The organism is Flavobacterium crocinum, from assembly GCF_003122385.1.
Classification (GTDB): domain Bacteria; phylum Bacteroidota; class Bacteroidia; order Flavobacteriales; family Flavobacteriaceae; genus Flavobacterium; species Flavobacterium crocinum.
This window is the reverse complement of the sequence record NZ_CP029255.1, coordinates 5,010,365-5,035,810: the sequence shown is the minus strand read 5'-3', so window position 1 is coordinate 5,035,810 and position 25,446 is coordinate 5,010,365. Positions and strand designations below refer to the sequence as shown.

Annotated in this window: 23 protein-coding genes, 1 tRNA gene and 1 pseudogene; 16 read left to right on the top strand and 9 right to left on the bottom strand. The window is 33.8% G+C overall.

The annotated features are described in order from the left end of the window. Positions 1–113: 113 nt before the first annotated feature. The 3 genes from HYN56_RS21450 (at position 114) to HYN56_RS21440 (ending at position 4,573) form a co-directional block, all read left to right on the top strand. Entirely contained in the window at positions 114–1,583 is a 1,470-nt protein-coding gene (locus HYN56_RS21450; RefSeq protein ID WP_109194065.1) for a M28 family peptidase, read from the top strand. A 196-nt stretch (positions 1,584–1,779) separates the two neighbouring features. Then, positions 1,780–3,297 (top strand): carbohydrate-binding domain-containing protein, encoded by a 1,518-nt coding sequence (locus HYN56_RS21445; protein WP_109194064.1) that lies wholly within the window; start codon positions 1,780–1,782, stop codon positions 3,295–3,297. A gap of 220 nt (positions 3,298–3,517) precedes the next feature. Then, complete coding sequence (locus HYN56_RS21440) at positions 3,518–4,573, top strand: hypothetical protein (RefSeq protein WP_109194063.1); 1,056 nt, start codon at positions 3,518–3,520, stop codon at positions 4,571–4,573. A 128-nt stretch (positions 4,574–4,701) separates the two neighbouring features. Here the strand turns inward: HYN56_RS21440 and HYN56_RS21435 are convergent, their stop codons facing one another. Both HYN56_RS21435 and HYN56_RS21430 read right to left on the bottom strand, forming a co-directional pair. Further along, entirely contained in the window at positions 4,702–5,493 is a 792-nt protein-coding gene (locus tag HYN56_RS21435) for a glucose 1-dehydrogenase (protein WP_109194062.1), read from the bottom strand. Between the two features lie 58 nt (positions 5,494–5,551). Beyond that, positions 5,552–6,130, bottom strand: a complete 579-nt coding sequence (locus tag HYN56_RS21430) for a TetR/AcrR family transcriptional regulator (RefSeq protein ID WP_109194061.1) — start codon at positions 6,128–6,130, stop codon at positions 5,552–5,554. Between the two features lie 470 nt (positions 6,131–6,600). Here HYN56_RS21430 and HYN56_RS21425 point away from each other — a divergent pair, with 470 nt between their 5' ends. Next, a complete protein-coding gene (locus tag HYN56_RS21425) occupies positions 6,601–7,320 on the top strand; it encodes a carbonic anhydrase family protein (protein ID WP_240622610.1) in 720 nt (239 codons plus the stop codon). A 9-nt stretch (positions 7,321–7,329) separates the two neighbouring features. Further along, the gene (locus HYN56_RS21420) at positions 7,330–8,100 is read left to right on the top strand and encodes a DUF2490 domain-containing protein (RefSeq protein WP_109194060.1); all 771 of its coding nucleotides are present in this window, start codon (positions 7,330–7,332) and stop codon (positions 8,098–8,100) included. Positions 8,101–8,335: 235 nt separating this feature from the next. Here HYN56_RS21420 and HYN56_RS21415 read toward each other — a convergent pair whose 3' ends face one another. From HYN56_RS21415 to HYN56_RS21390, 6 genes and pseudogenes are all read right to left on the bottom strand, one after another. Then, the gene (locus tag HYN56_RS21415) at positions 8,336–9,622 is read right to left on the bottom strand and encodes an MFS transporter (protein ID WP_109194059.1); all 1,287 of its coding nucleotides are present in this window, start codon (positions 9,620–9,622) and stop codon (positions 8,336–8,338) included. A gap of 188 nt (positions 9,623–9,810) precedes the next feature. Beyond that, positions 9,811–9,891, bottom strand: a tRNA-Tyr gene (locus HYN56_RS21410). A 485-nt stretch (positions 9,892–10,376) separates the two neighbouring features. Next, a pseudogene (locus tag HYN56_RS21405) lies at positions 10,377–10,763 on the bottom strand (peroxiredoxin family protein); the annotation flags it as partial. A gap of 18 nt (positions 10,764–10,781) precedes the next feature. Next, positions 10,782–11,543, bottom strand: a complete 762-nt coding sequence (locus tag HYN56_RS21400; protein ID WP_109194057.1) for a DUF4369 domain-containing protein — start codon at positions 11,541–11,543, stop codon at positions 10,782–10,784. A 261-nt stretch (positions 11,544–11,804) separates the two neighbouring features. After that, entirely contained in the window at positions 11,805–12,245 is a 441-nt protein-coding gene (locus HYN56_RS21395) for a KTSC domain-containing protein (RefSeq protein WP_012026316.1), read from the bottom strand. A gap of 371 nt (positions 12,246–12,616) precedes the next feature. After that, positions 12,617–12,862, bottom strand: a complete 246-nt coding sequence (locus HYN56_RS21390) for a hypothetical protein (protein WP_109194056.1) — start codon at positions 12,860–12,862, stop codon at positions 12,617–12,619. 85 nt (positions 12,863–12,947) lie between these two features. On the opposite strand from HYN56_RS21390, the gene HYN56_RS21385 reads away from it, so the two are divergent. The 9 genes from HYN56_RS21385 (at position 12,948) to HYN56_RS21350 (ending at position 21,548) form a co-directional block, all read left to right on the top strand. Then, positions 12,948–13,490 (top strand): hypothetical protein, encoded by a 543-nt coding sequence (locus tag HYN56_RS21385; protein WP_109194055.1) that lies wholly within the window; start codon positions 12,948–12,950, stop codon positions 13,488–13,490. Continuing rightward, positions 13,490–13,630 (top strand): hypothetical protein, encoded by a 141-nt coding sequence (locus HYN56_RS25115; RefSeq protein WP_167398337.1) that lies wholly within the window; start codon positions 13,490–13,492, stop codon positions 13,628–13,630. The genes HYN56_RS21385 and HYN56_RS25115 overlap by 1 nt, the downstream gene beginning before the upstream one ends. 117 nt (positions 13,631–13,747) lie before the next feature. Further along, entirely contained in the window at positions 13,748–13,981 is a 234-nt protein-coding gene (locus HYN56_RS21380; protein WP_057116258.1) for a hypothetical protein, read from the top strand. After that, the gene (locus HYN56_RS21375; RefSeq protein ID WP_240622609.1) at positions 13,953–14,351 is read left to right on the top strand and encodes a YchJ family protein; all 399 of its coding nucleotides are present in this window, start codon (positions 13,953–13,955) and stop codon (positions 14,349–14,351) included. Before HYN56_RS21380 ends, HYN56_RS21375 begins: the two co-directional genes overlap by 29 nt. 106 nt (positions 14,352–14,457) lie before the next feature. Beyond that, positions 14,458–15,576, top strand: coding sequence for a vWA domain-containing protein (locus HYN56_RS21370; protein WP_109194053.1), 1,119 nt, complete (start codon positions 14,458–14,460; stop codon positions 15,574–15,576). A 153-nt stretch (positions 15,577–15,729) separates the two neighbouring features. Then, positions 15,730–17,193, top strand: coding sequence for a magnesium chelatase (locus HYN56_RS21365; RefSeq protein WP_109194052.1), 1,464 nt, complete (start codon positions 15,730–15,732; stop codon positions 17,191–17,193). Between the two features lie 413 nt (positions 17,194–17,606). Continuing rightward, positions 17,607–18,461: a DMT family transporter gene (locus HYN56_RS21360; protein ID WP_109194051.1), complete on the top strand. Its 855-nt coding sequence runs from the start codon at positions 17,607–17,609 to the stop codon at positions 18,459–18,461. Between the two features lie 453 nt (positions 18,462–18,914). After that, positions 18,915–20,201 (top strand): Glu/Leu/Phe/Val family dehydrogenase, encoded by a 1,287-nt coding sequence (locus HYN56_RS21355; RefSeq protein WP_205727638.1) that lies wholly within the window; start codon positions 18,915–18,917, stop codon positions 20,199–20,201. A gap of 123 nt (positions 20,202–20,324) precedes the next feature. Next, a complete protein-coding gene (locus tag HYN56_RS21350; RefSeq protein ID WP_109194049.1) occupies positions 20,325–21,548 on the top strand; it encodes a sterol desaturase family protein in 1,224 nt (407 codons plus the stop codon). Between the two features lie 168 nt (positions 21,549–21,716). On the opposite strand, the gene HYN56_RS21345 is transcribed toward HYN56_RS21350, so the two are convergent. After that, on the bottom strand, positions 21,717–23,315 hold the full coding sequence (locus HYN56_RS21345; RefSeq protein WP_109194048.1) for a DUF6377 domain-containing protein: 1,599 nt from the start codon (positions 23,313–23,315) through the stop codon (positions 21,717–21,719). Positions 23,316–23,796: 481 nt separating this feature from the next. On the opposite strand from HYN56_RS21345, the gene HYN56_RS21340 reads away from it, so the two are divergent. Together HYN56_RS21340 and HYN56_RS21335 are read left to right on the top strand one after the other, a co-directional pair. Continuing rightward, on the top strand, positions 23,797–24,318 hold the full coding sequence (locus HYN56_RS21340) for a DUF5004 domain-containing protein (protein WP_109194047.1): 522 nt from the start codon (positions 23,797–23,799) through the stop codon (positions 24,316–24,318). An 8-nt stretch (positions 24,319–24,326) separates the two neighbouring features. After that, positions 24,327–25,409: a hypothetical protein gene (locus HYN56_RS21335; protein WP_109194046.1), complete on the top strand. Its 1,083-nt coding sequence runs from the start codon at positions 24,327–24,329 to the stop codon at positions 25,407–25,409. Positions 25,410–25,446: the final 37 nt, after the last annotated feature.

Sequence of the window (25,446 nt, the reverse complement as noted above, 5' to 3'; positions counted from 1 at the left end):
TTAAAATTTGATTCTTTTTTGAAGTATATTTATAAAAAATATAGATTTGTCTTTTTTTCAAGCCCTTCTTTTTTTATCAGAAAATTATTCAATCTTTAATTTGATTTTTAATTATGAAAAAGAAGTTGTTTTTATTACTCAGCTTAAGCTGTAACATTATTTTTTCGCAGACAATCAAAAAACCTTTGGTCAGTGCGATTACTTTAAAGGATCTCAAAACAGATATGTACCAAATGGCGGGAGATCATTTTAATGGTCGGGAGGCCGGTACTTTAGATGAATTAAAAGTATCCATGTGGCTGGCCGAAAAAGCCAAAGAAGCCGGAATGTCACCTGCAGGAGACGATGGTACTTTTTTTCAGTTTTTTGATTTATACCGACATCAGGTTACCAATAATGCCAAATTTAAAATCGGATCAAAAGAATTTAAATTATGGAATGAGGTTCTTGTTGCCGAAACGACCACAAAGAAAGTGGATGCTCCAATATTATTTTTAGGTAACGCTTCTGCTGAAGAAATCAGAAAAGCAGATGTAAAAGGAAAAGTCGTTGTAATTCTGGCATCTAAAGAGGGAATTTCAGATAATATTTCGCTTTTTGAGAGACGTTATCCCGGTTTTGTTAAACAGAAATATTACGAAGATTTATCTTATAAAGGCGCAGCAGCTCTTATTATTGTAGCGGATGAATTGGGAGAAAAAAGCTGGTCTGAAGTGGAGCCTCAAATGAAACGAGGTGTTTACGGAATTGAAGGATACCGTGATAAAATGCCTGTTCCGCCTAGAATGCCTGCTTTTTGGGTGCACAATGACCAATTAGAATTTCTTAAAAACACAAAAGAGTTTTTATCTGCCGAAGTAGTTTCAGAAACTTATAAATATCCATCTGTGAATGTTGTTGGAAAAATTGAAGGAACTGATTCTAAATTAAAAAATGAATATGTGCTTTTCAGTGGACACCAAGACCATGATGGCGTAAGACAGAAATACGGACAAGATTCTATTTACAATGGAGCAGATGATAATGCCAGTACTTGTGTCGCAATGCTGGCTATTGCAAGAGCATACAAGAAACAACCGGCAAAAAGATCGGCGTTGTTTGTATTTCATGGTTCAGAAGAACGCGGATTGTTAGGTTCTAGTTGGTACGCTTCACATACAACAGTGCCGGAAAAAGATATAATCGCTGTTTTGAATGGCGATATGATAGGAAGAAATGATATCAATCAGGCAGCGCTTTTAGGTTCAAGCGATCCGCATCAAAATTCGCCTGATTTGGTAGCTGCGGCTAAAAAAGCCAATGATGAAGGACCAAAATTCGAGCTGGATAAACTTTGGGACAGACCGGAACATCCTGAATTCTTTTATTTTAGATCAGATCATTTGCCTTATGCCAGAAGGAATATTCCGGCTGTTTTTTTTACAAGCGTATTGCACAGTCAGTATCATACGCCAATGGATGAATCTGAAAATATTGATTTTGTCAAATTGCATAAAATGACAGATTGGATCTACAGAACGGGCTGGATTTTATCCAATGAGTTGGAACGTCCAAAAGTGATCAGACAAAAAACAGAAAAATAGTTTTTACCACTAAATTATGTGCGTTTACCGCATTTTATTGTCAGAGTTTCTGAATATACATATTATTGCTACTATAAATTCATCAGGGTGTTGGTACATGAGTTTATTAGAATAAAAAATAACTCTTCATTTTATTCGCTCTTGCCCTTATTCGGATGCTCTTTTACAAGTACAAACTTTATAAATATCAAATAATATGAAAGTACAAACATATTTCCGTTTCTGTCTCTTTTTAAGCGTTCTTGCAATATCCTGTTCAAAAGATAATGATACTAAGGAGGATGAAGTTACGACAGATGGCGATGTTACAATTAGTGCAACGGCTACGAAAGGAACAGCAGAAGGATCATCAGAAACCGGAGCGAGTGCAGATGATTTATTAGCAAATTCAACGTTTAGTGCCACAGTTAAAATAATATTCAACGGTACAAGTGCAACGATAGAAAATGCCGTAACTGGAGTAACAATTGCAACTTCTGGCGCAGATGTTACCGTTACCTCTACGGTTGCCGAAGTTGCCTATGAAGTATCCGGTACCACTACAAATGGAATGCTTAAAATCTACAGTGATAAGAAGTATAAACTGACACTAAACGGCGTATCTATCAAAAACAATGATGGACCGGCAATCAATATTCAGTCGGGAAAACGCGCTTTTATTGTATTAAGTGGAACAAATACCTTAGAGGACGGAACAACTTATGCGACATCTACCGAAGATCAAAAAGGGACTTTCTTTAGTGAAGGACAACTTATTTTTTCAGGTAGCGGTACGCTTAATATTGTTGGTAACAATAAACATGGTATTGCTGCAGATGACTATGTTCGTGTTCAAAGTGGTACAATTACTGTAACTAAAGCCGCTTCAGATGGTATTCATACTAATGATGGTGTTTATATTGATGGTGGTAATTTGAATATAACCGCTTCAAGTGATGGAATTGAAGCTGAAGAAGGACACATTATTATCAATACAGGAACCATTACGGTTAATGTTGCCGATGATGGAATAGTGGCTTCATACGATACAGACGATACAATTGATCCTTATGTTGTTATTAATGGAGGAACCATTACCATTACAACAACCGGAGAAGGCGGCGAAGGAATTGAGAGTAAAAGTAAATTGACAATCAACGATGGAGATATTTACATTAAGGCTGTCGATGATGCAATCAATGCAGCCGATGCAATCTATATCAATGGAGGAAATATTGTAGCATACAGTACTACAAATGATGGAATCGATTCTAATGGCACACTTACTGTAACCGGAGGAAAAGTTTTTGCAATAGGAGCCAAAAGTCCGGAAGAAGGTTTTGATTGTGATAATAACACCTTCAAAATTACAGGAGGATTGTTGATTGGTGCCGGAGGTGCCACCAGTTCGCCAACTGCCACGGTATCTACTCAGGCCTCTGCTATTTTGGGCGCTGGAAATTCGGGAACGATATATAGTGTTTTAGATAGTGATAATGCCGAAGTTATGACATTTAAGTCGCCTGTAAGTTTTACAACATTATTATTGTCGGGTAGTAAATTCAGTTCTGGTAAAACCTATAAATTGGTTACAGTTTCTGCCGTGACCGGTGCTTCAGAATTTAATGGATTATATTTAGGGGGAACTTTTTCCAATCCAACATTATCTTCAAGTTTTACACTGACATCTATGGTGACAAAAATTGGAGGAAGTACAGGGCCTGGCAGGCCGTAAACATTAGATATAGTTGAATTAATTAAATTTTTGAGTTTTGAAAAAACAAGTCCATATCTGATAAGGTATGGACTTGTTGCTTTTTATAAACTTATAGTACAGTTTTGATATATAAATTTTTATTTGTTTTATATTTGTTTGAAGAGCCTTTTTAGCAGCGACTGGCTTGATTTCAGGTTTCGCAAAGCGGCATAGTCGTTCTTTTTAACTCTTTAGAAAAATGAAAAAAATGATATTGTTTATTGTTATAGTTGTATTTGTTTCGGTTGGGATTTGGTATTTTAAAAAGAAAGATACCGGAATTTATGAACAGAATTCAGAGCCGATTCCATCAATATATCAAACTTATCAGCCTATTTCTTCAGCTTACCGAAATTCTGATTTTTCCGTAAAGGAAATATGTAGTACAGATATTTCACTTTCAGCATCTCCCAATCCAATTAAGGCATATCAATCTGTTAATGGCAACCTAATTATTGGATGTCAGAGAGGAAATGATGATACCACTAAAGGTGACAAAGAATATTATAAAATCGATAAAAACGGATTGATTACAGATTCTATATATGTGAAATATGATGGATTTTGGACAGTATTAATCGAAGGTTTTATGATTTCTACCAAACAAAAAGAGGCCTATTATACCTCTTGGCCTTCTGACGGAAGTACAACACAAAATAAATTTCAGGAACATAATGCAGATTTTGCCATGCCTGATGAACAACTAAATATTGCTCAGGAAAAAATCAGAAAAGAAAGTCAGTATTATTTTATCCGTTCTTATGTAGAGGGTAATACTTTTTTCAACGCTTTTTATTATTATATCAATAAGCAATGGAATGTTTTATGGCAGAAAACAGCAGTTTATCAATCAGAAAAAGATTCAGAAAATGCAACTCGTTACCAAAAAGAGCTTTATTACAGTGGTATTGGAGAGTCAAACTTAGAAAAGGATGTTGAACTGGAAAATTTTCACAAAGAAGATAAAATAAAATATTATCATGTTATTGGAGGAGGTGCACCTGTGACACAAGCTACAGGATGGCGTGGTACAGGTTTTTTTAAGACGAGCTTAGGAGAAAAATCTTTTCTTTTTAGTGTTTCCAAAATGGTAATCGAAAAAGAAAAGTTTGACGGTTTTCAAACACGAATTTATAATGTCAGCGAACCTAAAGCATCAGTTGCTGCTGTTGGTTCAAAATTTTACAAATCGCCGTTTGGATTTGCCCTCTATGCTCCCGATGCAAGAAAGATGTATTTGATTAATAGTCTGTAAAAAAGTCCTAATCGTTGATTAGGACTTTTTTACAGAAATAATTATATTATAATTTTAAGCATGGAAGAATTTAAAAAAAAAGATAATAAGATATTCTATTGAATCTTTTTTAATTAAAGAATCTTGAATTAAGAATTACCATAAAGGTTAGATTCTCCTCCGTCAATTGCAATAGTCTGCCCATTTACATACTGACATTCATCGCTAAGCAGAAAAGCTACCAGATTACCTACGTCTTCGGGTTTACCTAACTTTCTTGTAGGATTTCGTTGTGCATATGTCGTTTCGGCTGCTTTCGGATCTGCGGGATTTACCTGTTTAAAAGCTTCTGCCACCATTGGCGTCAGGATAGCACCAGGTGCAATTGCGTTGGTATAGATACCATCTTTGCCGTATTCTATAGCGGCATTTTTGGTCATACCGGAAACAGCGTGCTTACTTGCAACGTACGGCATTTGATTAAGAACACCTCTGATTCCGCCAACAGAAGCAACGTTTACAATTTTTCCTCCTCCTTGTTTCTGCATTACCGGTATTACATATTTCAGACCATAATATACTCCCATAAGATTGATATCAATTACTTTTTTAAATATATTGATATCATAGTCAACTATTGACGCTTGTTTGCCTTCAATACCTGCATTATTATAGAATCCATCAACACGGCCAAATTCGGCAACTGTTTGGTCTACATAATTTTTAACCGCCTGTTCATCTGAAACGTCAGCGACTATTGTTATGATTTTCGAATTGGGTGCGACCGACTGAATTTCTGTTTTTGCTTTTTCGAGTGCTTCTGAATTGTAATCTACAATAGAGAGATTAGCTCCTTTTTGTGCTACTGCTTTACTTGCTGCTAGTCCAAGTCCCATTGCAGCTCCGGTAATTATAATTGTTTTGTCTTTGAAAATGCTCATAATAAATAGTATTAAAATATGTTAATTGAAAAAATATTCATTTAAAAGTTGAAAATAATTAAATCATGCCTCTCCATACCATGTCAAAACAATCATCAATGAGTTTTTGGTTTAATGGAAAAAGCTTCTGGATGATTCCTGTGGAGCAGGAGCGTACTGCACCATCAAAAAAACTGATAAGTATAATGGCGTCTACTGCTTTTATAATTCCTTCCTGTTTTCCCTTTTCTAATAAATCGTACAAAGGTTTATTCTGTTTTTCATACTCAGCCAGCTGTTTTGAAAAATTAATCTGTATATAACCGGACTGTACGTATTGGTCTATGAATACCGTTTCGTCGTAATTTTTAAGTCGGTAGTTGAGCATATTGATGTAAATCTGCTTAAGTGACTGTCTTACGGGAGCATTAATATCAAAGCCGGAATACATTGCATGCGTCATTTTGTCCTCCACTGCAGCATAGGCGAGTTGCACAACTTCTTCTTTATTTTTGAAATAGATATAGAGTGTTCCTGCTGCAATGCCGGCAGTTTTGCTTATACCTGAAATATTAACACTCGCTAACCCGCGTTTTCCGGTAAGCGTATATACAGATTTTAAAATTTTTTCTCTTTTGTCTGGATCTATAGGTCTCATATAGTAAAGTTAAATGAATACTTTTTCATTTAAAAATTTACTTACAAATTATAACTTTTATTTAAGGAATGTAAGATATTAAGTGATGTTGAAATAAGGTTTCTAAAAATCGTCACTAATCGGTTATAATTTTCTGTGGTAAATCTGTAGCTTGCCTCAATATCTCCAAACTCAAACCTCGATCCTGTATTTTACAAATTGTATCTTAAATTTTTATGTAAAAGCTGAAAGTAACTCTAGTTGTCAAGTCAGCTTGTAATTAAACATTAGGGGTAAATTGCTGTTTTTTAGTTTAATACAAAATATTTGTGGGTAGTCATTAAAAATAAGGCTAAATATCAATTTAAAATGTAAATTATTGATTTAAAGTGGTTTGTATTGTTTTTTTGTAAGGAATTATTTGGTATTTTAGTATGAATCTTAAAACATTAGTACCCATGAAAAAAATTATCTTCTGCATGGTTATTTCCATGGTCTTATTATCATGTAAAGACAAAACTGCACAAACTGCAGATGAAACGAAAGCTACAGAGAACGTTAAGGCGGAGCCAAACCAGCCTGTTCTTCGTGAAAAGGTTTTGACGGCTGCCGAACAGAGTGCACTAACTCCGGACGCCGTAATAACAGCGCTTAAAGAAGGCAATAAACGTTTTACCAATAACAATCTTACTTTACGTGACCACTCTTCTATGGTACGAAATGCTATTGAAGGGCAGTTTCCAAAAGCGGTTGTATTATCTTGTCTTGACAGTCGTATACCCGTAGAGGATGTGTTTGACCGAGGTATTGGAGATATATTTGTTGCAAGAGTAGCAGGTAATTTTTCTAATACGGATATTTTAGGAAGTCTTGAGTTTGGATGTAAAGTCTCTGGAGCAAAAGTTATTCTTGTATTAGGGCATGAATCATGCGGTGCTGTTAAAGGTGCAATAGATAATGTTCAGCTGGGTAATATTACTCCAATGCTTGCCAATATTAAGCCGGCTATTGGAAGAGTAAAGGACTTTAAAGGAGAGAAAAACTCAAAAAATCAGGATTTTGTGGAGGCAGTGTCAAAGGAAAATGTATTGAATACTATTGAAAATATCAAAGCCAAAAGTTCTATTCTTAAAGAAATGCAGGATAAAGGAGAGATAAAAATTATTGGAGGATATTATGATCTCCATACAGGTGTAGTAGAATTTTTGTAGATAATTTATATGAGGTGGTTCTTTAATGCTTACGTATCTGGTTTTACAGGTACAAAAACACTTTTGTCCTTACTGTTTTTTTACAGTACAGTATTATGTGCTCAGACAGATAATACTTTTACAGCATGGAGTGCTGTTTTTGCATCCTATAAACTCAATGATAAGTTAAGTATTCATTTTGATGGGCAACTTAGAAGTGCCGATGAAATAGAGCATCTACTGAGTTTTATAATACGACCGGGATTAAACTATCATGCTTCTAAAAATACAATACTTACTATTGGATATGCTTATATAGAAAATAGACGAGTCATAGAAATGGTATCTGATATGATTCCGGAACATCGTATATGGGAGCAGTTTATTTATAATCAAAGATTTAAAGACACTTATTTTACTTCATTGCAGCATCGTTTAAGGCTGGAAGAGCGGTTTATTGGAAAATCTTATCCTGAAAATGGATCATTGATAAACGATGGTTCTGAATTTTCTCTGCGTTTGCGTTATTTTCTCAGGGCAATTTTACCATTAGTCAAAACCGACGATTTTACTAATGGTGCTTTTGCATCACTGCAAAATGAGCTTTTTGTAAATCTGGATAATGCGCCAACGTTAACAAATGGAGGATTTTTTGATCAAAACAGGGCATATGTGTCTTTAGGATGGCGTTTTAATCCAAAGTTTGATTTAGAAGCAGGATATATGTATCAGTATATAAACGGAAGAAATGTCAATGTCGACAATAATATTATTCAGTTAGCGGCTTATTTAAGGCTCTAATCTTTTTTATTTCAGAAAGTTTGAAAAATCTAAAAGAAAAAACCTGCGAATCAAAACATTTGCAGGTTTCTCAGGAACTGCAGGATTCGAACCTTAAATCCTGAACCCATATTTTCTTCACTTTTAAATTTTTTTTAAAAAAAACTAGTACGTTACGATTTTGCGCTGATAGATTTCCACTTCAAAATTCATGATTCAGTAATCTCACTCAAGAATTTAGCCAGTTTCAAATTTTTCAGGATTTTAGCTGTTTATTGTCTGCAATGTCATTTTCTTCGGTCATATCTATAGTTTTTGGATGCAGGGTCACCAGTTGTAAAACGATAGTAGTAACCACTACAAATAATAGAAGTACAAAAACATGTCTCATACCTCCATTATCAGCAGCTTTTCCTAAAAACTCGGTGATGACCGCTCCGGCCGAAATACCTACAAAATTCATAATTCCATATCCGGTAGCCCGGTATCGGGGCGCAACAAACTGGCTTAGAATCGGCATGTTGTTCGTGTCGTATATCCCGAACCCAAGTCCAAAAAGGATAGCACCAAAAATAATAGCCCCTGTACTGCAACAGTAGCCAAATAAAAACAATGCCGGAATGGTAAGGAATAACCCAATAGCACTAGTGTAAATTCGTCCTTTAAGATGTTGCATCACCCATCTGTCTGAAATGGCACCACCAATTAAAACACCAAAAAAGGAAGACATCGAAATGGTTACTGTTGCCATTGGTCCTGCAAGCGACATGTCTAAATGTAAAGTTTCGGTGAATAAGGAAGGTAGCCAGTTTTTGGCCGCCCAGCCCGGTAAGCTGGGGGCAGCAAAATAAAAGAGTAAAACCCAAAAGGAGATATTACCGAATAATATTCCCAATCCTTTGAACATTTCCCTAAATTCATAACTTACAGATGACTTTTTTGAAGGATCAAAAAAGTAGGCTTTCTTTTCCCGTAAAAAAAATATAAGTACTAAGCTATAAACTACACCTAAAAGCCCCACAGAGTGAAAGCTAAAGTGCCAGGAAAAATACTTGGAAATAGTGGCTCCAAATCCACCGAGTGCTTGTCCCAGATAAATTCCGGTAGTATGAATTGCAATTGCAAAAGAGCGTGTTTTTTCCTGGTGATAATCTGTAATTAAGGATAGTGCAGCCGGAATATAAAAAGCTTCGCTAAAACCCATAATTCCGCGCAAAATATAAATTTGATTAAAAGTTGTGGCATACCCCATTGCCATAGTTACCCCTGACCAGATAAAAAGACTTCCTATAATTATTCTTTTTCGGTTAAACCGATCCGCTATAATTCCAGAAACAGGACTCATAAGTGCATATATCCAAAGAAAAATAGCCATTAAAAGACCGAAATTTTCAGCTTTAGCCAATTCAGGAATGTCATCCATCATTGCTGATTTCATAGTGGAGAGCATTTGTCTGTCTAAATAATTCAGTAAAGCAACAAACCATAGTAAGCCAACAACAATCCATGGATAGGATTTTTTTTCATTCAATTTTGCAATCATTCTCTTTTTTCAAAATAAAGGCCGAATATACGAATTCAAACGCAACAGGAAAGAATTGTTTTTTCAGGTAATCTGTTTGTAAAGTCTGCCTCCATAAATTAGTTAAGACGTGATTTTGGGTGGTTTTAAAAAACATGAAAAGCATTAAAATAAAAAAAACCTGCGAATCAAAAGATTTGCAGGTTTCGTGGGGAGAGCAGGATTCGAACCTGCGAAGTTTTCACAGCAGATTTACAGTCTGCCCTCGTTGGCCGCTTGAGTATCTCCCCGACTCTCTAGCGTTTTGCTTTGTTGTTCTAAGCGGTGGCAAAGATAGGAACTCTTTCTACATTTCCAAACAAAAACAACACTTAATTTAAAGTTATTTTATAGTTATTTTTTAATTCATTGGAATTGAATAAAATAAAAGATCACTAAAATGCTTTTTTTTAAATGTGTTTTTAAAAGTAAGATTATTTTTATGGTGAATTGGAAGGATTTATTTTAGGGATGCTCTTTAAAAAGCCGTCAGGCATTGCATTTATTGAGTGCTTTGAGTAAATGTACAGAGAAAAGTAGTGATTCAATATCGTCTGCAATTAACGTATTCTGAATTTTTAAATAAATAGCAATAAGTTTTAGTTGACTATGTAAATAATTCTTTTTAAGCTGACTTTTGTTTCTGTCTGATAAAATTTGATTTATTACTACCGGTTATGCTGGAAAATAAAAAAATCTCCACAAGGGAGATTTTTTTATTCCTATTACTTAGGTATTATTTAGCTAAAAGCTCTATAATTTTTGCTTTTAATTCCGGGCCTCTTAAATCCTGGGCAACCACTTTTCCTGATGCATCAAGAATGAAAGTAGCAGGGATTGATTCAACATTGTATTGTTTCGCAATTGGTTCGTCCCAAAATTTTAAATTTGAAACGTGTGTCCAGGTTAATCCGTCTTTTGCTATAGCTTCCTTCCATTTTGCAGCATCTTTATCTAAAGAAACACCAACGATGTTTAAACCTTTTGAATGTAATTCTTTATAGATAGCTACCACATTTGGATTTTCTTGTCTGCATGGTCCGCACCATGAAGCCCAAAAATCTACTATAGTTACTTTTCCTAAACTTTGTTTTAACGAAACTACTTTTCCTTCCGGATTAGGAGCTGAAAAATCTGCTCTTCATTTAGCGCTACCTACTGGTGCAGCTGTAGCTCCAACAGTTGGCATTTTTGCTTGTCCAAATCTGGTTTTGATTTCTTTTCCAGGAGTAGTGTTTTTTACAGACTCATCTAAAGAGTTATAAATACTCTCCAATTTTTTAGTATCAGCAGCTGGATCATTCAACATCTGTTGAACAATTAAAGCAGTGATGTAAGATTTTGGATGATTTTCAGCATAAGCTAAAAATTTCTTTTTGCTGTTTTCTCCAACTTCTTTTTGGATTTCCATGTATTGTTTCATCAAGCTGTTGATAGTGGCTGTATCCTGAGCTTGTTGCGCTTGTTGCATTTTCTGATTGTTCTTTTTCTGGAAATCGATCAAACTTTTTTGAGTTTTGTTCATGTCTTCAGTAAAAGTTACATACTCATCATTATTGTAAGTTCCTGAAACTTTAGATTTGTGGATACTATCTTTATCAATAGTAACTTTAATTTCTCCAGTTTCAAGAATTAATGGAATAGGACTATTAGCTCCTTGTAAAATTAATGTATGGAAAGCTGGCTCAGTTACTTTTCCTTTTATTTCAAATTTTCCGTTTTCAACTTTTACTGTATCAAGAGAAACAGGCATTTTTGTAGCAGGATCTGCACCTTGTAAAATGATCGTTTTTCCATTTTCAATCCCTGTAGCTGTACCTGTAATAAGGTATTCTCCATCTTTAACTTTGCTGCAAGAAATGATAGCTGCAGAAGCTGTAAGTACAAAAAGTATTTTTTTCATTATAAAAAATTAATTAGTTAATTGATTTGTGCAACAAAAGTATCTAAAAATATAAAACATACAGAATTTTGTAACCTAAAATTTTGTTATAGTTTTTTTTGGTTTAAAATGCCTGTAATCAGCGTGTTTGTTGACTTAATTTGATTTAAAACTCTTAATTGGAAACCTAATTAGATACTCTATATTGAAATTTTAAATTTTCAGGCGCAAAAAAAGCACTCGTTTGACAGAGTGCTTTTTTAGAAAATATAGTGTTTTTTACTATTCCTGATTTGTTTTTTTTCTCCAGGTAAAAGCATTTAAAATATGTCTTTTTGCAAATCTTGCAGGAGAATCAGCATTTACCATTTTTACGTAAGTTGCTTTAGGAACACTAATGTATTCGTAAACACTTCCGTTAGAAAAATCAATAATTAAACGACCTTCAACAAATTTAAAATCTGTGATAGAACAAGTTGAAATTGTTTCTGTGTACTCAGGTAAATTAAGTTTGATAGTATCAGGGTGAATACTTACTAAAAAGTGGTAAGCTTCGATAATCGTTTTACTTTTTTCTTCTGCAGCTTTAAGACCAGCTTCATCTCCAACGAATTTATCAGGATGAGATTCTTTCATCGCATTGCGATAAATTGTTTTTAAATCTTTTAATTCTGCAGTTTTTTCTACGTTTAGTAACTTGCGGTATTCAACTATTTTTTTCATAAATAAAAGGTAACTACTTGTCTATTAGTTTGAAATCGTTTTGTTTTAGTTCAAATCGACAAATTTTTTGCAAAGGTACACTTTTTTTTAACTTTTCAGTTTTGATAGAAAAAATATTGAAAAAAGTTAACCGTAAGTTTATTTTCACTTCAAACAGCGCGAAGATTTTTTCTACCGCAAAAATCGCTAAGATTTACGCAAAGTTCACAAAGAATTATTTGAGTAATATGTTTATAAACATTAAGTTCGCAAAGCTTTGTGTTGACAAAGCTTTGCGAACTTAAATATTTTCAGTTTATATCTCCAATAAATAAAACCTTAGCGTTCTTTGCGGTAAAATTCCAGGTTCCAACAAAACTGAAACAAATAACTTATTCCGGCTTATGATTCGCTTTGTCGAAGTTTCTGGATTTCTTAGGATATTGTTTGTAGCTGATATCACTTGGGTTTTCTATAATTGACTTTATAGTAATCCAATCGCCGACATTAAACTTTGCCTGAACCATTTTATAGTCTAAAAGATATTCACCGCAGAAATAATTGTTGTTTTCATCTTTTTCGATAATACCGGTATAAACTCCTTTTTGCGGCATTTTTTGTTGTGCATCTTTAGACATGATTCTCTGTTTTAAAATTAAAAGACAAAGGTAAGCAATTAAGGATTGTTTTCGGAGTTCTGTACAAACTCAGTATATTTGCAGCATGCAAAAAAACTTTAAGCCACATCCAAATTCTTTTAAAAATACCTTTTGTGCATTTCATGAAGTACTTCCAGAAATGATTCAGGGATTAAAGAAACAATTTGAAAGTAAAGCCGGAAGTACTTATTATTATACTGAAGAAGGAATGTATCGCGTTTCTAATCATTGGGGAAGGCTGGCAAACAGCAAATGGCGTTTAGTTGCACGTGATCCCGAAACCGAATCGAAAACGAAGATTGGTTTTGCCAAATGGACTGAATTTTATCCGGATAATGCAACGGATAAACTCTATTATATAGAAGCCGATTTCGAAAATAATTTAGCCAATTATCAGCATAAAAATAATCCTCAATATGATGGGAAAGCGGTTTTGAGAACAAGTTTGGAAACTACGAAAAGATTAAAACAAATAAGAAACCTGCAGCAGTTGACAAATTGGGCTAAACATTTTGATTATGAAGATATTGATGATTTACGAAAGCAAATTATCAACGAATTGATTTTCACAGAGAAAACTTTAGAACAAATTAAAAGAGAAGTGTAATGGGACGCAATAACGAAAAGAATATCAAAAAGCATAACGATAAATTGCACAAAGCCCAGGCAAAAGCAAAACAAGCCGAAATTGCCCGAAAAGAAAAATTAAAAGAAATCGTTAAGAAATTTAACGAAAGTAAAGAGTAGATATTAGTTGCCACAAATTTCACGAATTAGCACGAATTTTTTTTAAAGCTTATGTTCGATAGCAAATAAAAAATTAGTGGAAATTAGTGTAATTCGCGGCTAAAAAAAAATAACCATATGAATAGTAAATTCGAAACCTTAAAAGCGAGCGTACAAGAAATTATTGATTTAATCGCCGCAAAAAATGACAGAGAAGCTAATAATAAACTATTAGAAGTAAGTGAAACATTGGACGAAATGATTGATTTTGCTGAAGAAGATGAAGAAGTGAGAGAGATCACTCGTTATCAGGTTTTATTGAACCAGCTTCATGTAAAAATTAATGGAGAAGAACCGGTTGATGGAGAATAAAAAATGTTTCTGTGATACAGGATTGCCTTTTGAAAGCTGCTGCGGATTGTATTTAAACGGAAGTCAAAAAGCACCTTCAGCATTAAGTTTAATGCGCTCAAGATATTCTGCTTATGCAACTCATAATGCCGATTATTTAATGGAAACCACTTATGTTTCAGAAAGAAAATACTATTCGAAACCTGAAATTTTAAGATGGGCTGTTTCTAATAAATGGGAGAAACTGGAAATTCTGAGTTTTACTGAAAATACTGTAGAATTCAAAGCTTACTTTTTGGATTCGGATAATAAACCTCAGACACATTATGAATTTTCTGCTTTTAAATTCGAAAATGGAGCTTGGTATTATTTGGATGGAAAGTTTGAATAATTAACATATCTAACATTGTTAACTTCGGTTTTTAGTTGAATATTTTAACTAAAAATTAATAAACGATTCGTTTTTCATAATTCTAAAAAGATGTAATTTTAGATTTATGAAAAACGAATTTAAAAAAGGCTTTTATTTTAAGACTTACGAAGCTCCTTTTCAGTCTCCGTTTGATAAACTTTTTACGATTTTTAAAGAGTTGATCACCCATACTTCGGGTGATTTTGATGAAGCTATAAACTGGCTTAGGGAACTGGATAAAGAATACAAACTAACCGACGAGAATTACACTATAGACGATTTTATCGAAGATTTAAAAAAGAAAGGTTACATCAGAGATGAAGTAAAAGGCGATGGAAGTTCCGGTTTTGGAATTACTGCAAAAACCGAAAGAGCGATCAGACAGCAGGCTTTGGATCAGATTTTTGGAAATCTGAAAAAATCCGGAAGCGGAAATCATAAAACCAAATATGCCGGAAGCGGTGATGAACATACGGGCGAATTCCGCGAATATAATTTCGGCGACAGCCTGGAAAGAATTTCATTAACTGAAAGCCTTCGAAATGCTCAGGTCAATAATGGCGTAGATAATTTTATGCTGACAGAAAATGATTTGATTGTAGAAGATGCGCAGTACAAAGCACAAATGAGTACGGTTTTAATGATTGATATCAGTCACAGTATGATTTTGTACGGCGAAGACCGAATCACGCCGGCGAAAAAAGTTGCGATGGCTTTGGCGGAACTAATTACAACAAGATACCCAAAAGATACGTTAGATATTTTGGTTTTTGGTAACGATGCCTGGACAATTCCAATTAAAGATTTACCGTATTTGCAGGTTGGACCGTATCATACCAATACCGTTGCAGGTTTGCAATTAGCAATGGATATTCTGCGCAGGAAACGAAATACGAACAAACAGATTTTCATGATTACTGACGGAAAACCAAGTTGCGTTCGCGAACGCGATGGTTCTTATTATATGAATAGTAACGGTTTGGATGAATATATTGTGGATAAGTGTTACACACAAGCGCAGCAGGCAAGAAAGCTTCATATTCCGATCACTACTTTTATGATTGCAAGAGATCCATATTTACAGCGTTTTGTGAATCAGTTTACGGAAGCCAATCAGGGAAAAGCATTTTATACTGGACTGAAAGGTTTGGGTGAAATGATTTTTGAAGATTATGAAGCGAATAGGAAGAAGAGAATTAAATAAAGGTTCTAAGTTGCTAAGATTCTAAGATACTAAGGTTTCTTTGCACATGATAAACAGAACGTATACCGTAGAGACGCATCGGAGTGCGTCTACATACAGTAATGGCACAATGCATTGTCATTAAAAATATTAAACAATCTATATTTCAATAAAATGGAAATAAATACTATAAAGACATTAGGTCAGTTAAAAGCCGCTGGATATAAGAGTACAAGCATTAAGGATGAATTGCGAAATAATCTTCGAGAAAAAATAAAATCCGGAAAACCTGTTTTTGAAGGGGTTCATGGTTTTGAGAATACGGTAATTCCCGAATTAGAAAGAGCTATTTTATCTCGTCATAATATCAATTTACTAGGACTTCGCGGACAGGCGAAAACACGTTTAGCTCGCAAAATGGTTGAATTGTTGGATGAATATATTCCGTTTGTGGAAGGTTCAGAAATCAATGACGATCCGTTAAATCCGATTTCTCGTTTTGCAAAAGATTTAATTGCGGAAAAAGGTGATGAAACGCCAATTTCATGGTTGCACAGAAGCGAACGTTTCTTTGAAAAGCTGGCAACTCCTGATGTAACGGTTGCTGATTTAATTGGAGATGTTGACCCAATTAAAGCCGCAAATTTAAAGTTATCGTATGCAGATGACCGCGTAATTCATTTCGGAATGATTCCAAGAGCCAATCGTTGTATTTTTGTGATTAATGAATTACCGGATTTACAAGCTAGAATTCAGGTAGCATTATTCAATATTCTGCAGGAAGGTGACATTCAAATTAGAGGATTTAAATTGAGAATGCCTTTGGATATGCAGTTTGTTTTTACAGCAAATCCGGAAGATTATACGAATAGAGGAAGTATTGTAACGCCTTTAAAAGATAGAATTGGTTCTCAGATTCTGACACATTATCCTGAAACTATTGCTATTGCCAGAACGATTACAGAACAGGAATCTAAACTGGATAAAAATCAAACTAATCTTGTTTATGTTCCAAGTCTGGCGAGAGATATTTTAGAGCAGATTAGTTTTGAAGCCCGTGAAAGTGAATACATCGATAATAAAAGTGGCGTAAGTGCCAGAATGAGTATTACTGCTTTTGAGAATTTAATTAGTACAGCAGAACGCCGCGCTTTAATTTCAGGAGCAGATAAAACCACTTTACGTTTATCCGATTTTATCGGAATTATTCCGGCTATTACCGGAAAAGTAGAATTGGTTTATGAAGGAGAGCAGGAGGGAGCCGATGTGGTAGCAGAAACGCTGATTGGTTCTGCGATTCGAACTTTGTTTCCGGAATATTTTCCGAAAATTGAAAAATTAGAAAAACCGGACGAAAAAACGCCATATTCTGATATAGTGGAATGGTTTTTTGCCGAAAGTGGTTTCGAATTATTAGACGATGCTTCAGACAAAGAATATAAAGCTATTCTGGACGAAGTAACACCTTTAGATGTTTTAATTAAAAAATATCAGCCTCAAACGGCAAAAGAAGATCTTTACTTTTTGAAAGAATTTGTTCTTTGGGGATTGGTTGAATATAAAAAGTTAAGCAAAGACCGATTTGACAAAGGAAATCAGTTTAGGGATATTTACGGAAGTTATATTAGTAAGTTCTAAAACTATATTTAATAATAAAGTTGAACCCGACAGATATTAAAATCTGTTGGGTTTGTTTTTTTAAACGCATAGAAACATAGGATTTTTAAATTAGTAAAAAGACAATTGAAAGAAACTAGTTTCTAACACATAGATTTATTGTTGTTTGTCATCCTGAGCGAAGTCGAAGGACACAAGTAGCTGCTCATAGAAATTCGTTAATCTTTGTAAAAAGATGTAGGCCTTGAAATAGCTATGTGTATTTATGCAAGTGAAACGCCTTCTTACAGACAAATTAAATCTATGTTTCTATGTGTTTAAATTAAATTTTATTCAATTTGCATTAAAACTTAATCTGGTCTAGCTGGTTTTTTAAAACCGGTTGGACCATTTTATTTTACAATAGATTACTTTTACAGTTCAAATATAAATTTATGTTATTTCTTATTCTAAGCATTTTATGCAGTGTTATTGTTGGGGTTATCTTCAAAATTTCCAGAAAATATAATGCCAATCCTTCTCAGATTATTTCTTTCAATTACATTGCAGCAATAGCGCTTTGTTATTTTACTTTTAGTCCTGATTTAAATGCTTTAGATAATAATGCTCCTTTAGAAATTTACACGGCTGTTGGAATCTTGCTTCCAATTGTCTTTTTATTTTTGGCACTTTCGATAAAATTTATGGGAATTGCCAAAACGGATGCTGCACAGCGTTTATCCCTTTTTATTCCGATTCTCGCAGCTTGGTTGTGGTTTAATGAAGCTTTTAATACTTATAAGGTTATTGGAGTTGTAATTGGTTTTGCGGCACTTTTGTTTATTCTAAGAAAGCCATCAGATAATCAGGAAAATAAATGGGTTTATCCTGCAATGGTACTGTTTGGTTTCGGAATTGTTGATATTCTTTTTAAGAAAATCGCATTGTACACTGTTGTGCCTTATACAACCTCTTTGTTTTTTGTATTTCTAATTGCCTTTGCAGTTTCTATAGCTATTGTAGCGTATAAACTTTTAATCAATAAAGAGAAATTTGAAGCTAAAAATATTCCGTTTGGTATTTTGGTCGGAATCTTCAATTTCTGTAACATTCTGTTTTACCTGAAAGCACATAAAGCATTTGCTGAAAATCCGTCAACGGTTTTTGCCGGAATGAATATGGGAGTGATTGTTTTAGGAACGATAGTTGGCGCTTATTTCTTCAAAGAAAAGCTTTCTAAAATTAATGTCTTCGGACTGTTTTTGGCTTTAATTGCGATTGTTTTTATCTTTTTATCGCAATTGCAGTAAATTTTTTTAATCTCTAATCCTTTAATTTACAGTTGATTTTATATTTTATTGTAAATTTATTAAATTAAATTCTACTAATTCTATAGAATTTATAAATTTAATTTGTAGCTTTGCTTCAACAATGAAAAACTTTAGCCGAAATATTAAGACGTCTTTCCAATGCAGCTTTGCGATGTGCTGCATGATGAACTACGTTTTGAAATGGCGTTAATAGAGAAAGTACTTGTTAGTTATTTTTTTTTTTAGCCTTTCATTGCACCATGAAAGGCTTTTTTTTGAATCATTAAAAAATGAAAATATGAGAACCAATAGAAACAGAAAGATTTTAATGCACAGCGGTTTGATAAAAATTCTGTGTTGCAGTAAATCTTAAAAACAGAAAAAGAAGATTCTTCGAAAGAAGAGGAATAAATATAAAATATAAAAGATAACCCAAACCTAAAACTATATAGTATGAGTTCAGAAATTATAAAACACAATCCCTTTCAATCGATGATTGATCGATTTAATATAGCGGCAGACATTTTGAATTTAGATGATTCTATCAAACAAAAACTGCAGCGACCAGAAAAACAGATTACAGTAAACTTTTCTATTACTTTGGATAACGGAGAAGTTCAAAACTTTGAAGGTTACAGAGTTATTCACAACACGGCTTTAGGACCTTCAAAAGGCGGAATTCGTTATGATACTGCTGTAAATCTGGATGAAGTAAAAGCACTTGCCGCCTGGATGACCTGGAAATCTGCTGTAACTGGAATTCCGTTTGGTGGAGCAAAAGGCGGCATTATTTGCGATCCGAGAAAACATTCTAAAACCGAATTAGAAAAAATTACAAGAGCTTATACCAAAGCTTTATCCGATATTTTCGGACCGGAAAAAGACGTTCCGGCACCAGACATGGGAACAGGTCCGGACGAAATGGGCTGGCTGATGGATGAGTTTTCTCTATTGCACGGAAGACCAATTCATGCCGTTGTTACAGGAAAACACCTTCATTCGGGAGGGTCTTTAGGAAGAGTCGAAGCAACGGGAAGAGGGGTAAGTATTATTAGTCTTTTGGCCCTTAAAAAACTGAAAATCAGACCTGCGAGAGCAACCGCAGTAATTCAGGGATTTGGAAATGTTGGACTGCATTCGGCTTTGTTTTTATATGAAAAAGGGGTAAAGATTATTGCGGTGAGTGATGTTTCGGAAGCTTTTTACAATCCGAATGGAATTAATATCCCAGAATTGATTTTGTATTACAATCTCAATAACAAAACGATAAAAGGTTATCCAAATTCGGTTGCGATTAAACATGAAGATTTATTGCTTTTAGAAACCGATTTGTTGATTCCGGCAGCCAAGGAAGATGTAATTACGCAAAAGAATGCCGGTGATATTAAAGCAAGAATTATTATTGAAGGTGCCAATGGACCGGTTTCTTCAGATGCAGATCAGATTTTACATGATAAAAATATATTAGTTGTTCCTGATATTTTGGCTAATGCGGGCGGTGTTACCGTTTCTTATTTCGAATGGCTTCAGAATTCACTTTTGGAGTCCTGGAGAATTCACCAGATTAATAAACGTCTGGAGGATATTTTAGAGAAAGGTTTCGATACTGTTTTTAGAGTGGCAGTAAAACACAACGTAACGCCTCGTATTGCTGCTTATATTATTGCTTTGAAAAAAGTGGCCGAGACACAATCTGTAAAAGAGATTGCGTTGGAAGCTCCTCAATATAAACAGAATTAATAATCAGGTTTACTTGGTAAAAGATCATTTTCGTTGATTTTGCTTTTTCTCCCTATAAAGGCTTAATTGACGGAAGTGTCTTTTCGTTTAATTTAAAATCTCCAATTATAAAGTATTGAAAAGATGAAAAACATTAATTTTCTAGCCTTCGCCATGCCGGCCTTTTTTCTTTTTTTATTTTTAGAATATAAGCTTGCTCAACGCAAAAAAAGGCCTGAAATTTTTAATTATGAAAGTTCTGTTTCTAATATTAGTATCGGAATTGCCGAGCGTTTGATTAACTTGTTTATAGCAGCCAGTTTTTATCAGCTGTATTATTTTATTTATGATAATTACAGGATTTTCGAAATTCCGAAAAATGCATTCATTTGGTTTGCATTAATTCTTGCAACAGATTTTGTCTGGTACTGGTATCATCGATTAGGACACGAAGTGAATTTTTTCTGGGCAGCGCATATAGTGCATCATCACAGCGAAGAGTTTAATTTTACTGCAGCAGCCAGAATTACAACTTTCCAGGCCATAATCAGGACAGGATTTTGGTGTGTTTTACCTTTAATTGGTTTTCATCCCACAATGGTAATTACAATGCTAATTGTTCATGGTGCTTATTCTTTCTTTACACATACTCAATTAATTGGTAAAATAAAATGGCTGGAATATATATTTGTAACGCCTTCTGTTCATGGTGTTCATCATGCTTCTGACGAAAAATATCTGGATAAAAATTACGGCGATATGTTTACCTTTTGGGATCGTCTTTTCGGAACTTTTCAAACCGAAGAAGAAAAACCGAAATATGGTTTAACGCATCCGCTAAAAAGTTATAGTTTCTTGTGGCAGCATTTTCATTATTACTTTGAAATTTACGAATTATGGAAACGCTCCAGCGGCTTTAAAGCAAAATGGAAAGCCGTTTTTGGAAGTCCGGCACACATGGATCAGGATATTCGACCAGTTCTCGAAAAGCGTTTTCTGCAAGATAAAGCCTCTCCAAATCAAAGACTCCGATTTAAAAATTACCTGTATATACAATTAGGAATCTGCACTTTGATTCTAACTGCTTTTACGTATTACTTTGATTATTTAGAAAGTTATGATAAGATATTTGTGCTTTCGTCGGTTATTCTCACTTTAATTAACTGTGGTGCTTTATTAGAACAACGAAAATGGATTTATTATCTGGAATATGCACGACTTGCTATGATTTCTACTTATTTTTTATACGAAGAAGATTTGCTGGTGTTTTTCTTCGTGCCAATCGCAATTATGATTTTCGTAGAGCAATTATTCTCATTAAGTACCATTTATCAAAATACCATTTTACAGTTGGAACCTGTTGAGTAAAAATATTTTTAAGTTAGTTTGTCATTGCGACGAAGGAGAAACCACACGCGGGATTCGACAAAGTTTGAAGACATTTCTTTGCGGAATTTCTAGTGTGATTTCTCCTTCGTCGAAATGACAAGATTGTGAAAAAATCTTAGAACCTTAGCATCTTAGAATCTCAGCATCTTAAATAGTCTTTATCTCCATAATTTTCTGCTCGAAAGTATCTTTAAAATCAGATTTGCTTTTGATTCTGGTTTTGTACGTATAGATTGTAGCCACAGAAAGTTCCAGGAATTCGGCCATTTGATTGCTGTCCTGAATTCCTAATCTGTACAAAGCAAAAATTCGTAATTCGGTATTCAAAAGTTCGCCTTTTTTGACGATACATTTATGATCGTTTGGAAACAATTTATTGAATTCCGTTACAAAAGTTGGGAACAATCTCAAGAAGATTTCATCAAATTGGTGAAATAGATTTTCCCTTTCTTCTTTTACATTATAACGTTTTAAACTCGCAATAACTTCATCTGTTTTTTTAGTGATGATTTTATGAAGCGTACTTTTCTGAATATGATCTATTTTATTAATGAAAACCGAAGTTGCCTTGATAAAATACGTAATATATTCCTCCTTAATGGCGTTGGCTTCGCTTAAACTTACATTCATTTCCTGAAGTTTTAAATAGGATTCCGCCATAGTTTTACGGGCTTTATTTTTCTCTTTTAATTGTTTGAAGATAATTCCCAGGAAAACAAATATGATAACAGTCAAAATGGTTAAAAGAATAATGATCTTTTCCAGTTTATCATTTTTGTCTTTTACATTGTTTAACTGTGCTTTTTCTATAATTGGAAGAATCGATGAAATCTCAATTTTTCGATGTCTGGCATTATAAAAAGTCGCATCGTCCATTGCAATATTGATATATTCATTGGCTTTCTCCAAATACCCCATTTTAAAGAGCTCATTGGCTAAATTTCGAAGTGCAACGGTTTCTTTAGTCGCATTTTTGACATCGGCGATTGCAGCCAGTGCTAAATATTGAATAGCTTTTTTGGTATAACCTCTTTCCGAATAAATATAACCAAGACTAGAAGTTGCAATTCCGTAATAATCAGGAGGAAGAGTATAGTTATTAATCCAATAACTAAATGCAAATTCGGCACCACGCCAGTCTTGCTGTTTAAGACGTTTCAAACTTTCTGCAGCCCAATATTCGTTAGTATTGGTTCCTATTAATTCTAAAGCCTTTTTCAGAAAATGATTTCCTTGTTGTACATAATGAATATTAAAACGCTGATCACGGTTGTAATCGGCTAAATCATAATAAGCGCGGGCTTTTATATTATAATATTCGAATTTGTTTTTGAGATCCAGTTTAGTATCATCAATAACATTTAAAGTATCAATGGCTTCTTTAAATAATCCGGAGGAAAGCAATACGAAACCTTCTTTAATTCGGCTTTTGGATAAAAACTTAGGATCTTTTAAAACTTTGGCTTTGATTTTAGATTGTTCCAGATAGTAATAGGCCGAGTCGTATTTAAAAGATTTGTATTCATCAAAAAGTGACATATAACAGTTATATAACTCTTCATTATTTTGACTGAGTGTAAACTTGGCTATATTTTTCTTTAAAACTTCAATTTTTCGATATTTCTTTTTTAGATAGATGTCTTTTTTTAAAAGTACCTGATCTAATTCTTCTAAATAAGGATTTGTCTCTTTCGCAGTTAGAGAAAAACCTCCTATGAAGAAAAGCAGTATCAATATTCTTCGCATGATTTGGTTTTGGTTTAAGAGTAAATGGATTGATAGATATAGTTAGTTAATTCGTTTTTAAAATTAAAAATAAGTTTGAAATTAGATAAAACCTAAAATCTTAGAATCTTGTAAATTGTTTAATAACATCGCTTTAGAAGGAGTTTTTTGAAGCAAAAATAAGCTGTAAATGTTAAAAACGAGTAAATTATTTGCAATTATACAATAAAAACCAGTTATATATATGTATAGTGAAAAAATAATACCAAATATTTTACATATTGTCATTTTAACCATTAAAAAAGTACTGATTTTTATCTAAACAGCATCTTGATTTTTTATTTGTAAAAATAATTATAAAATATTGATTTTTAAATTGTTAGTATTTTTATTCTTCTGATTTTATCTTGATTTTTCTCAGATATTTTTTTTAAGATTTATTTAACTTCTAGCTTCGCTCTATCCTTTTGAAGGGGTAACAAACTAACAAAAACCAAAATTTATGAAATGTAAAAGCTTTTATTGGTTAGCTCTTTTAATGTGTTTTTTTGCACTTAGTTGTGACAACACAGAAGATGGAAGCTACGTAGATCCGATTACTATTTATGAGAAAGTAAATGGCAATTGGCAATTAGCAAATTTGAAAATGGTCGATGAAACTGCGAAAGCAAATAAGATCGAACCGAGTGAAGAAAACTTGAGCACTTATTTTAACTACGAAGATTTTAAAATCAACTTTAACGTAGATGAAAAAAACAGGCCAACAAGTTATGAAGTAACTGGAAATGTTCCGCCTTTATTTGCTCCAAAAGGGTATTGGGAACTAAGTTCAGATTTCCAACAAACAAATGACCGTGCAACAAAAATCTATCTGTACAGTGATGCACAAAAAACGCAGAAAACAGATGAACTTCGATTAATGTCTGTTCCTGGGAAAAATGAAGAAATGCAGCTTCAGTTAGTGCGTTCTTCAGGCGGTACTCCATTTGTGTCTTACATCTTTAAATTAAATGCTATTAATTAAAAAGTAATATGAAAAAGTTTATATATACAATTTTACTTGCCTTGTTGATGGCTCCTAATTTTATTCAGGCACAAGAGGCTGCCGGAGCTGTAGGGCCAATGTCATCGTATCCTGTTGTGTACAAATATGATGAACAAGTTACGTGGTATTTTGATTTATCAGGAACTACATTTGCAGAAACAGAAGATTTATACATCTGGATCTGGTCTCCATCTGAACCGGATGCAGGAAACTGGGAACATTCTTCGAGCTTTGCAAAACTGAAATATGAAGGAAATAAAATCTGGAGTTTTACTTTAACTCCAACGGTTTATTTTTCTAAAACTCCGGCTGAAATTGCTGCAAGTGCAGGCTTTTGGTTTCGTTTAAAAAACTTTAACGGATCGAAACAAAGTGATGTAGCTAATATGCCTTACACTGATTTTTCTTCTTTTTATACAGCAAATGAATTAATCAGATCGTATCCGTCAAAACCTTTGATAGATAAACCGGTTAGTATTTTATTCAATTCAAATTTAAAAGATGGTTTTGCAGGTGTTCCAAGTGTTCATTTTCATAGTGGTCTAAACAATTGGGCAGTTTTACAAGAGTATCAGGCATGGCTTCCGGATGTATCTGAAAAAACAAAATTGAAAGATCTAGGAAATGGTTTTTATAGAATGGATTTAATTCCGCAGCAGTATTATAATCCGCCGGCAGGTTTTGTTATGGAAAACATTACTTTCCTGATGGTAGCAAAAGACTGGACAACAAATTCCGGTGATCAGATTATTTATGCAGGAGAATTTATTCCGCCGCCGCCGCCAAGCTTCAGCTTTTTTCCATTGCAAATTAGTCAGAAAGATTTTCTTGGGATGTCTAGAAAAAATAACGAAGTGGGCGTAAACAAATTGCTTTACACAATCACGGCAGGAACAAAAACATTCTCAGGTGAGTTTTCTGGAGGAACAACGGAAATTAAAGGCTTTGTGAATTTAGTTTCAGAACTAAACGGCCTTCCGAATTTAAGCGAAATCCACGTTTTGGTAAAAGACAATAAAGACAAAACGATTTCAGATACTACAATTCCGCTTAAGACTTTAGACAAATAAATTCACTATTAAATTAAAACACCAATTCTAATGAAAT

Coding starts and splice junctions, on each gene's coding strand:
- HYN56_RS21420 (WP_109194060.1), top strand. CDS start 7,330: ATGAGGTGGTTCTTTAATGCTTACGTATCTGGTTTTACAGGTACAAAA.
- HYN56_RS21345 (WP_109194048.1), bottom strand. CDS start 23,315: ATGCGAAGAATATTGATACTGCTTTTCTTCATAGGAGGTTTTTCTCTA.
- HYN56_RS21395 (WP_012026316.1), bottom strand. CDS start 12,245: ATGAAAAAAATAGTTGAATACCGCAAGTTACTAAACGTAGAAAAAACT.
- HYN56_RS21390 (WP_109194056.1), bottom strand. CDS start 12,862: ATGTCTAAAGATGCACAACAAAAAATGCCGCAAAAAGGAGTTTATACC.
- HYN56_RS21430 (WP_109194061.1), bottom strand. CDS start 6,130: ATGAGACCTATAGATCCAGACAAAAGAGAAAAAATTTTAAAATCTGTA.
- HYN56_RS21435 (WP_109194062.1), bottom strand. CDS start 5,493: ATGAGCATTTTCAAAGACAAAACAATTATAATTACCGGAGCTGCAATG.
- HYN56_RS21375 (WP_240622609.1), top strand. CDS start 13,953: ATGGAGAAGAACCGGTTGATGGAGAATAAAAAATGTTTCTGTGATACA.
- HYN56_RS21415 (WP_109194059.1), bottom strand. CDS start 9,622: ATGATTGCAAAATTGAATGAAAAAAAATCCTATCCATGGATTGTTGTT.
- HYN56_RS21440 (WP_109194063.1), top strand. CDS start 3,518: ATGAAAAAAATGATATTGTTTATTGTTATAGTTGTATTTGTTTCGGTT.
- HYN56_RS21340 (WP_109194047.1), top strand. CDS start 23,797: ATGAAATGTAAAAGCTTTTATTGGTTAGCTCTTTTAATGTGTTTTTTT.
- HYN56_RS21365 (WP_109194052.1), top strand. CDS start 15,730: ATGGAAATAAATACTATAAAGACATTAGGTCAGTTAAAAGCCGCTGGA.
- HYN56_RS21360 (WP_109194051.1), top strand. CDS start 17,607: ATGTTATTTCTTATTCTAAGCATTTTATGCAGTGTTATTGTTGGGGTT.
- HYN56_RS21445 (WP_109194064.1), top strand. CDS start 1,780: ATGAAAGTACAAACATATTTCCGTTTCTGTCTCTTTTTAAGCGTTCTT.
- HYN56_RS21350 (WP_109194049.1), top strand. CDS start 20,325: ATGAAAAACATTAATTTTCTAGCCTTCGCCATGCCGGCCTTTTTTCTT.
- HYN56_RS21450 (WP_109194065.1), top strand. CDS start 114: ATGAAAAAGAAGTTGTTTTTATTACTCAGCTTAAGCTGTAACATTATT.
- HYN56_RS21380 (WP_057116258.1), top strand. CDS start 13,748: ATGAATAGTAAATTCGAAACCTTAAAAGCGAGCGTACAAGAAATTATT.
- HYN56_RS21385 (WP_109194055.1), top strand. CDS start 12,948: ATGCAAAAAAACTTTAAGCCACATCCAAATTCTTTTAAAAATACCTTT.
- HYN56_RS21400 (WP_109194057.1), bottom strand. CDS start 11,543: ATGAAAAAAATACTTTTTGTACTTACAGCTTCTGCAGCTATCATTTCT.
- HYN56_RS21335 (WP_109194046.1), top strand. CDS start 24,327: ATGAAAAAGTTTATATATACAATTTTACTTGCCTTGTTGATGGCTCCT.
- HYN56_RS21355 (WP_205727638.1), top strand. CDS start 18,915: ATGAGTTCAGAAATTATAAAACACAATCCCTTTCAATCGATGATTGAT.
- HYN56_RS21370 (WP_109194053.1), top strand. CDS start 14,458: ATGAAAAACGAATTTAAAAAAGGCTTTTATTTTAAGACTTACGAAGCT.
- HYN56_RS21425 (WP_240622610.1), top strand. CDS start 6,601: ATGGTCTTATTATCATGTAAAGACAAAACTGCACAAACTGCAGATGAA.
- HYN56_RS25115 (WP_167398337.1), top strand. CDS start 13,490: ATGGGACGCAATAACGAAAAGAATATCAAAAAGCATAACGATAAATTG.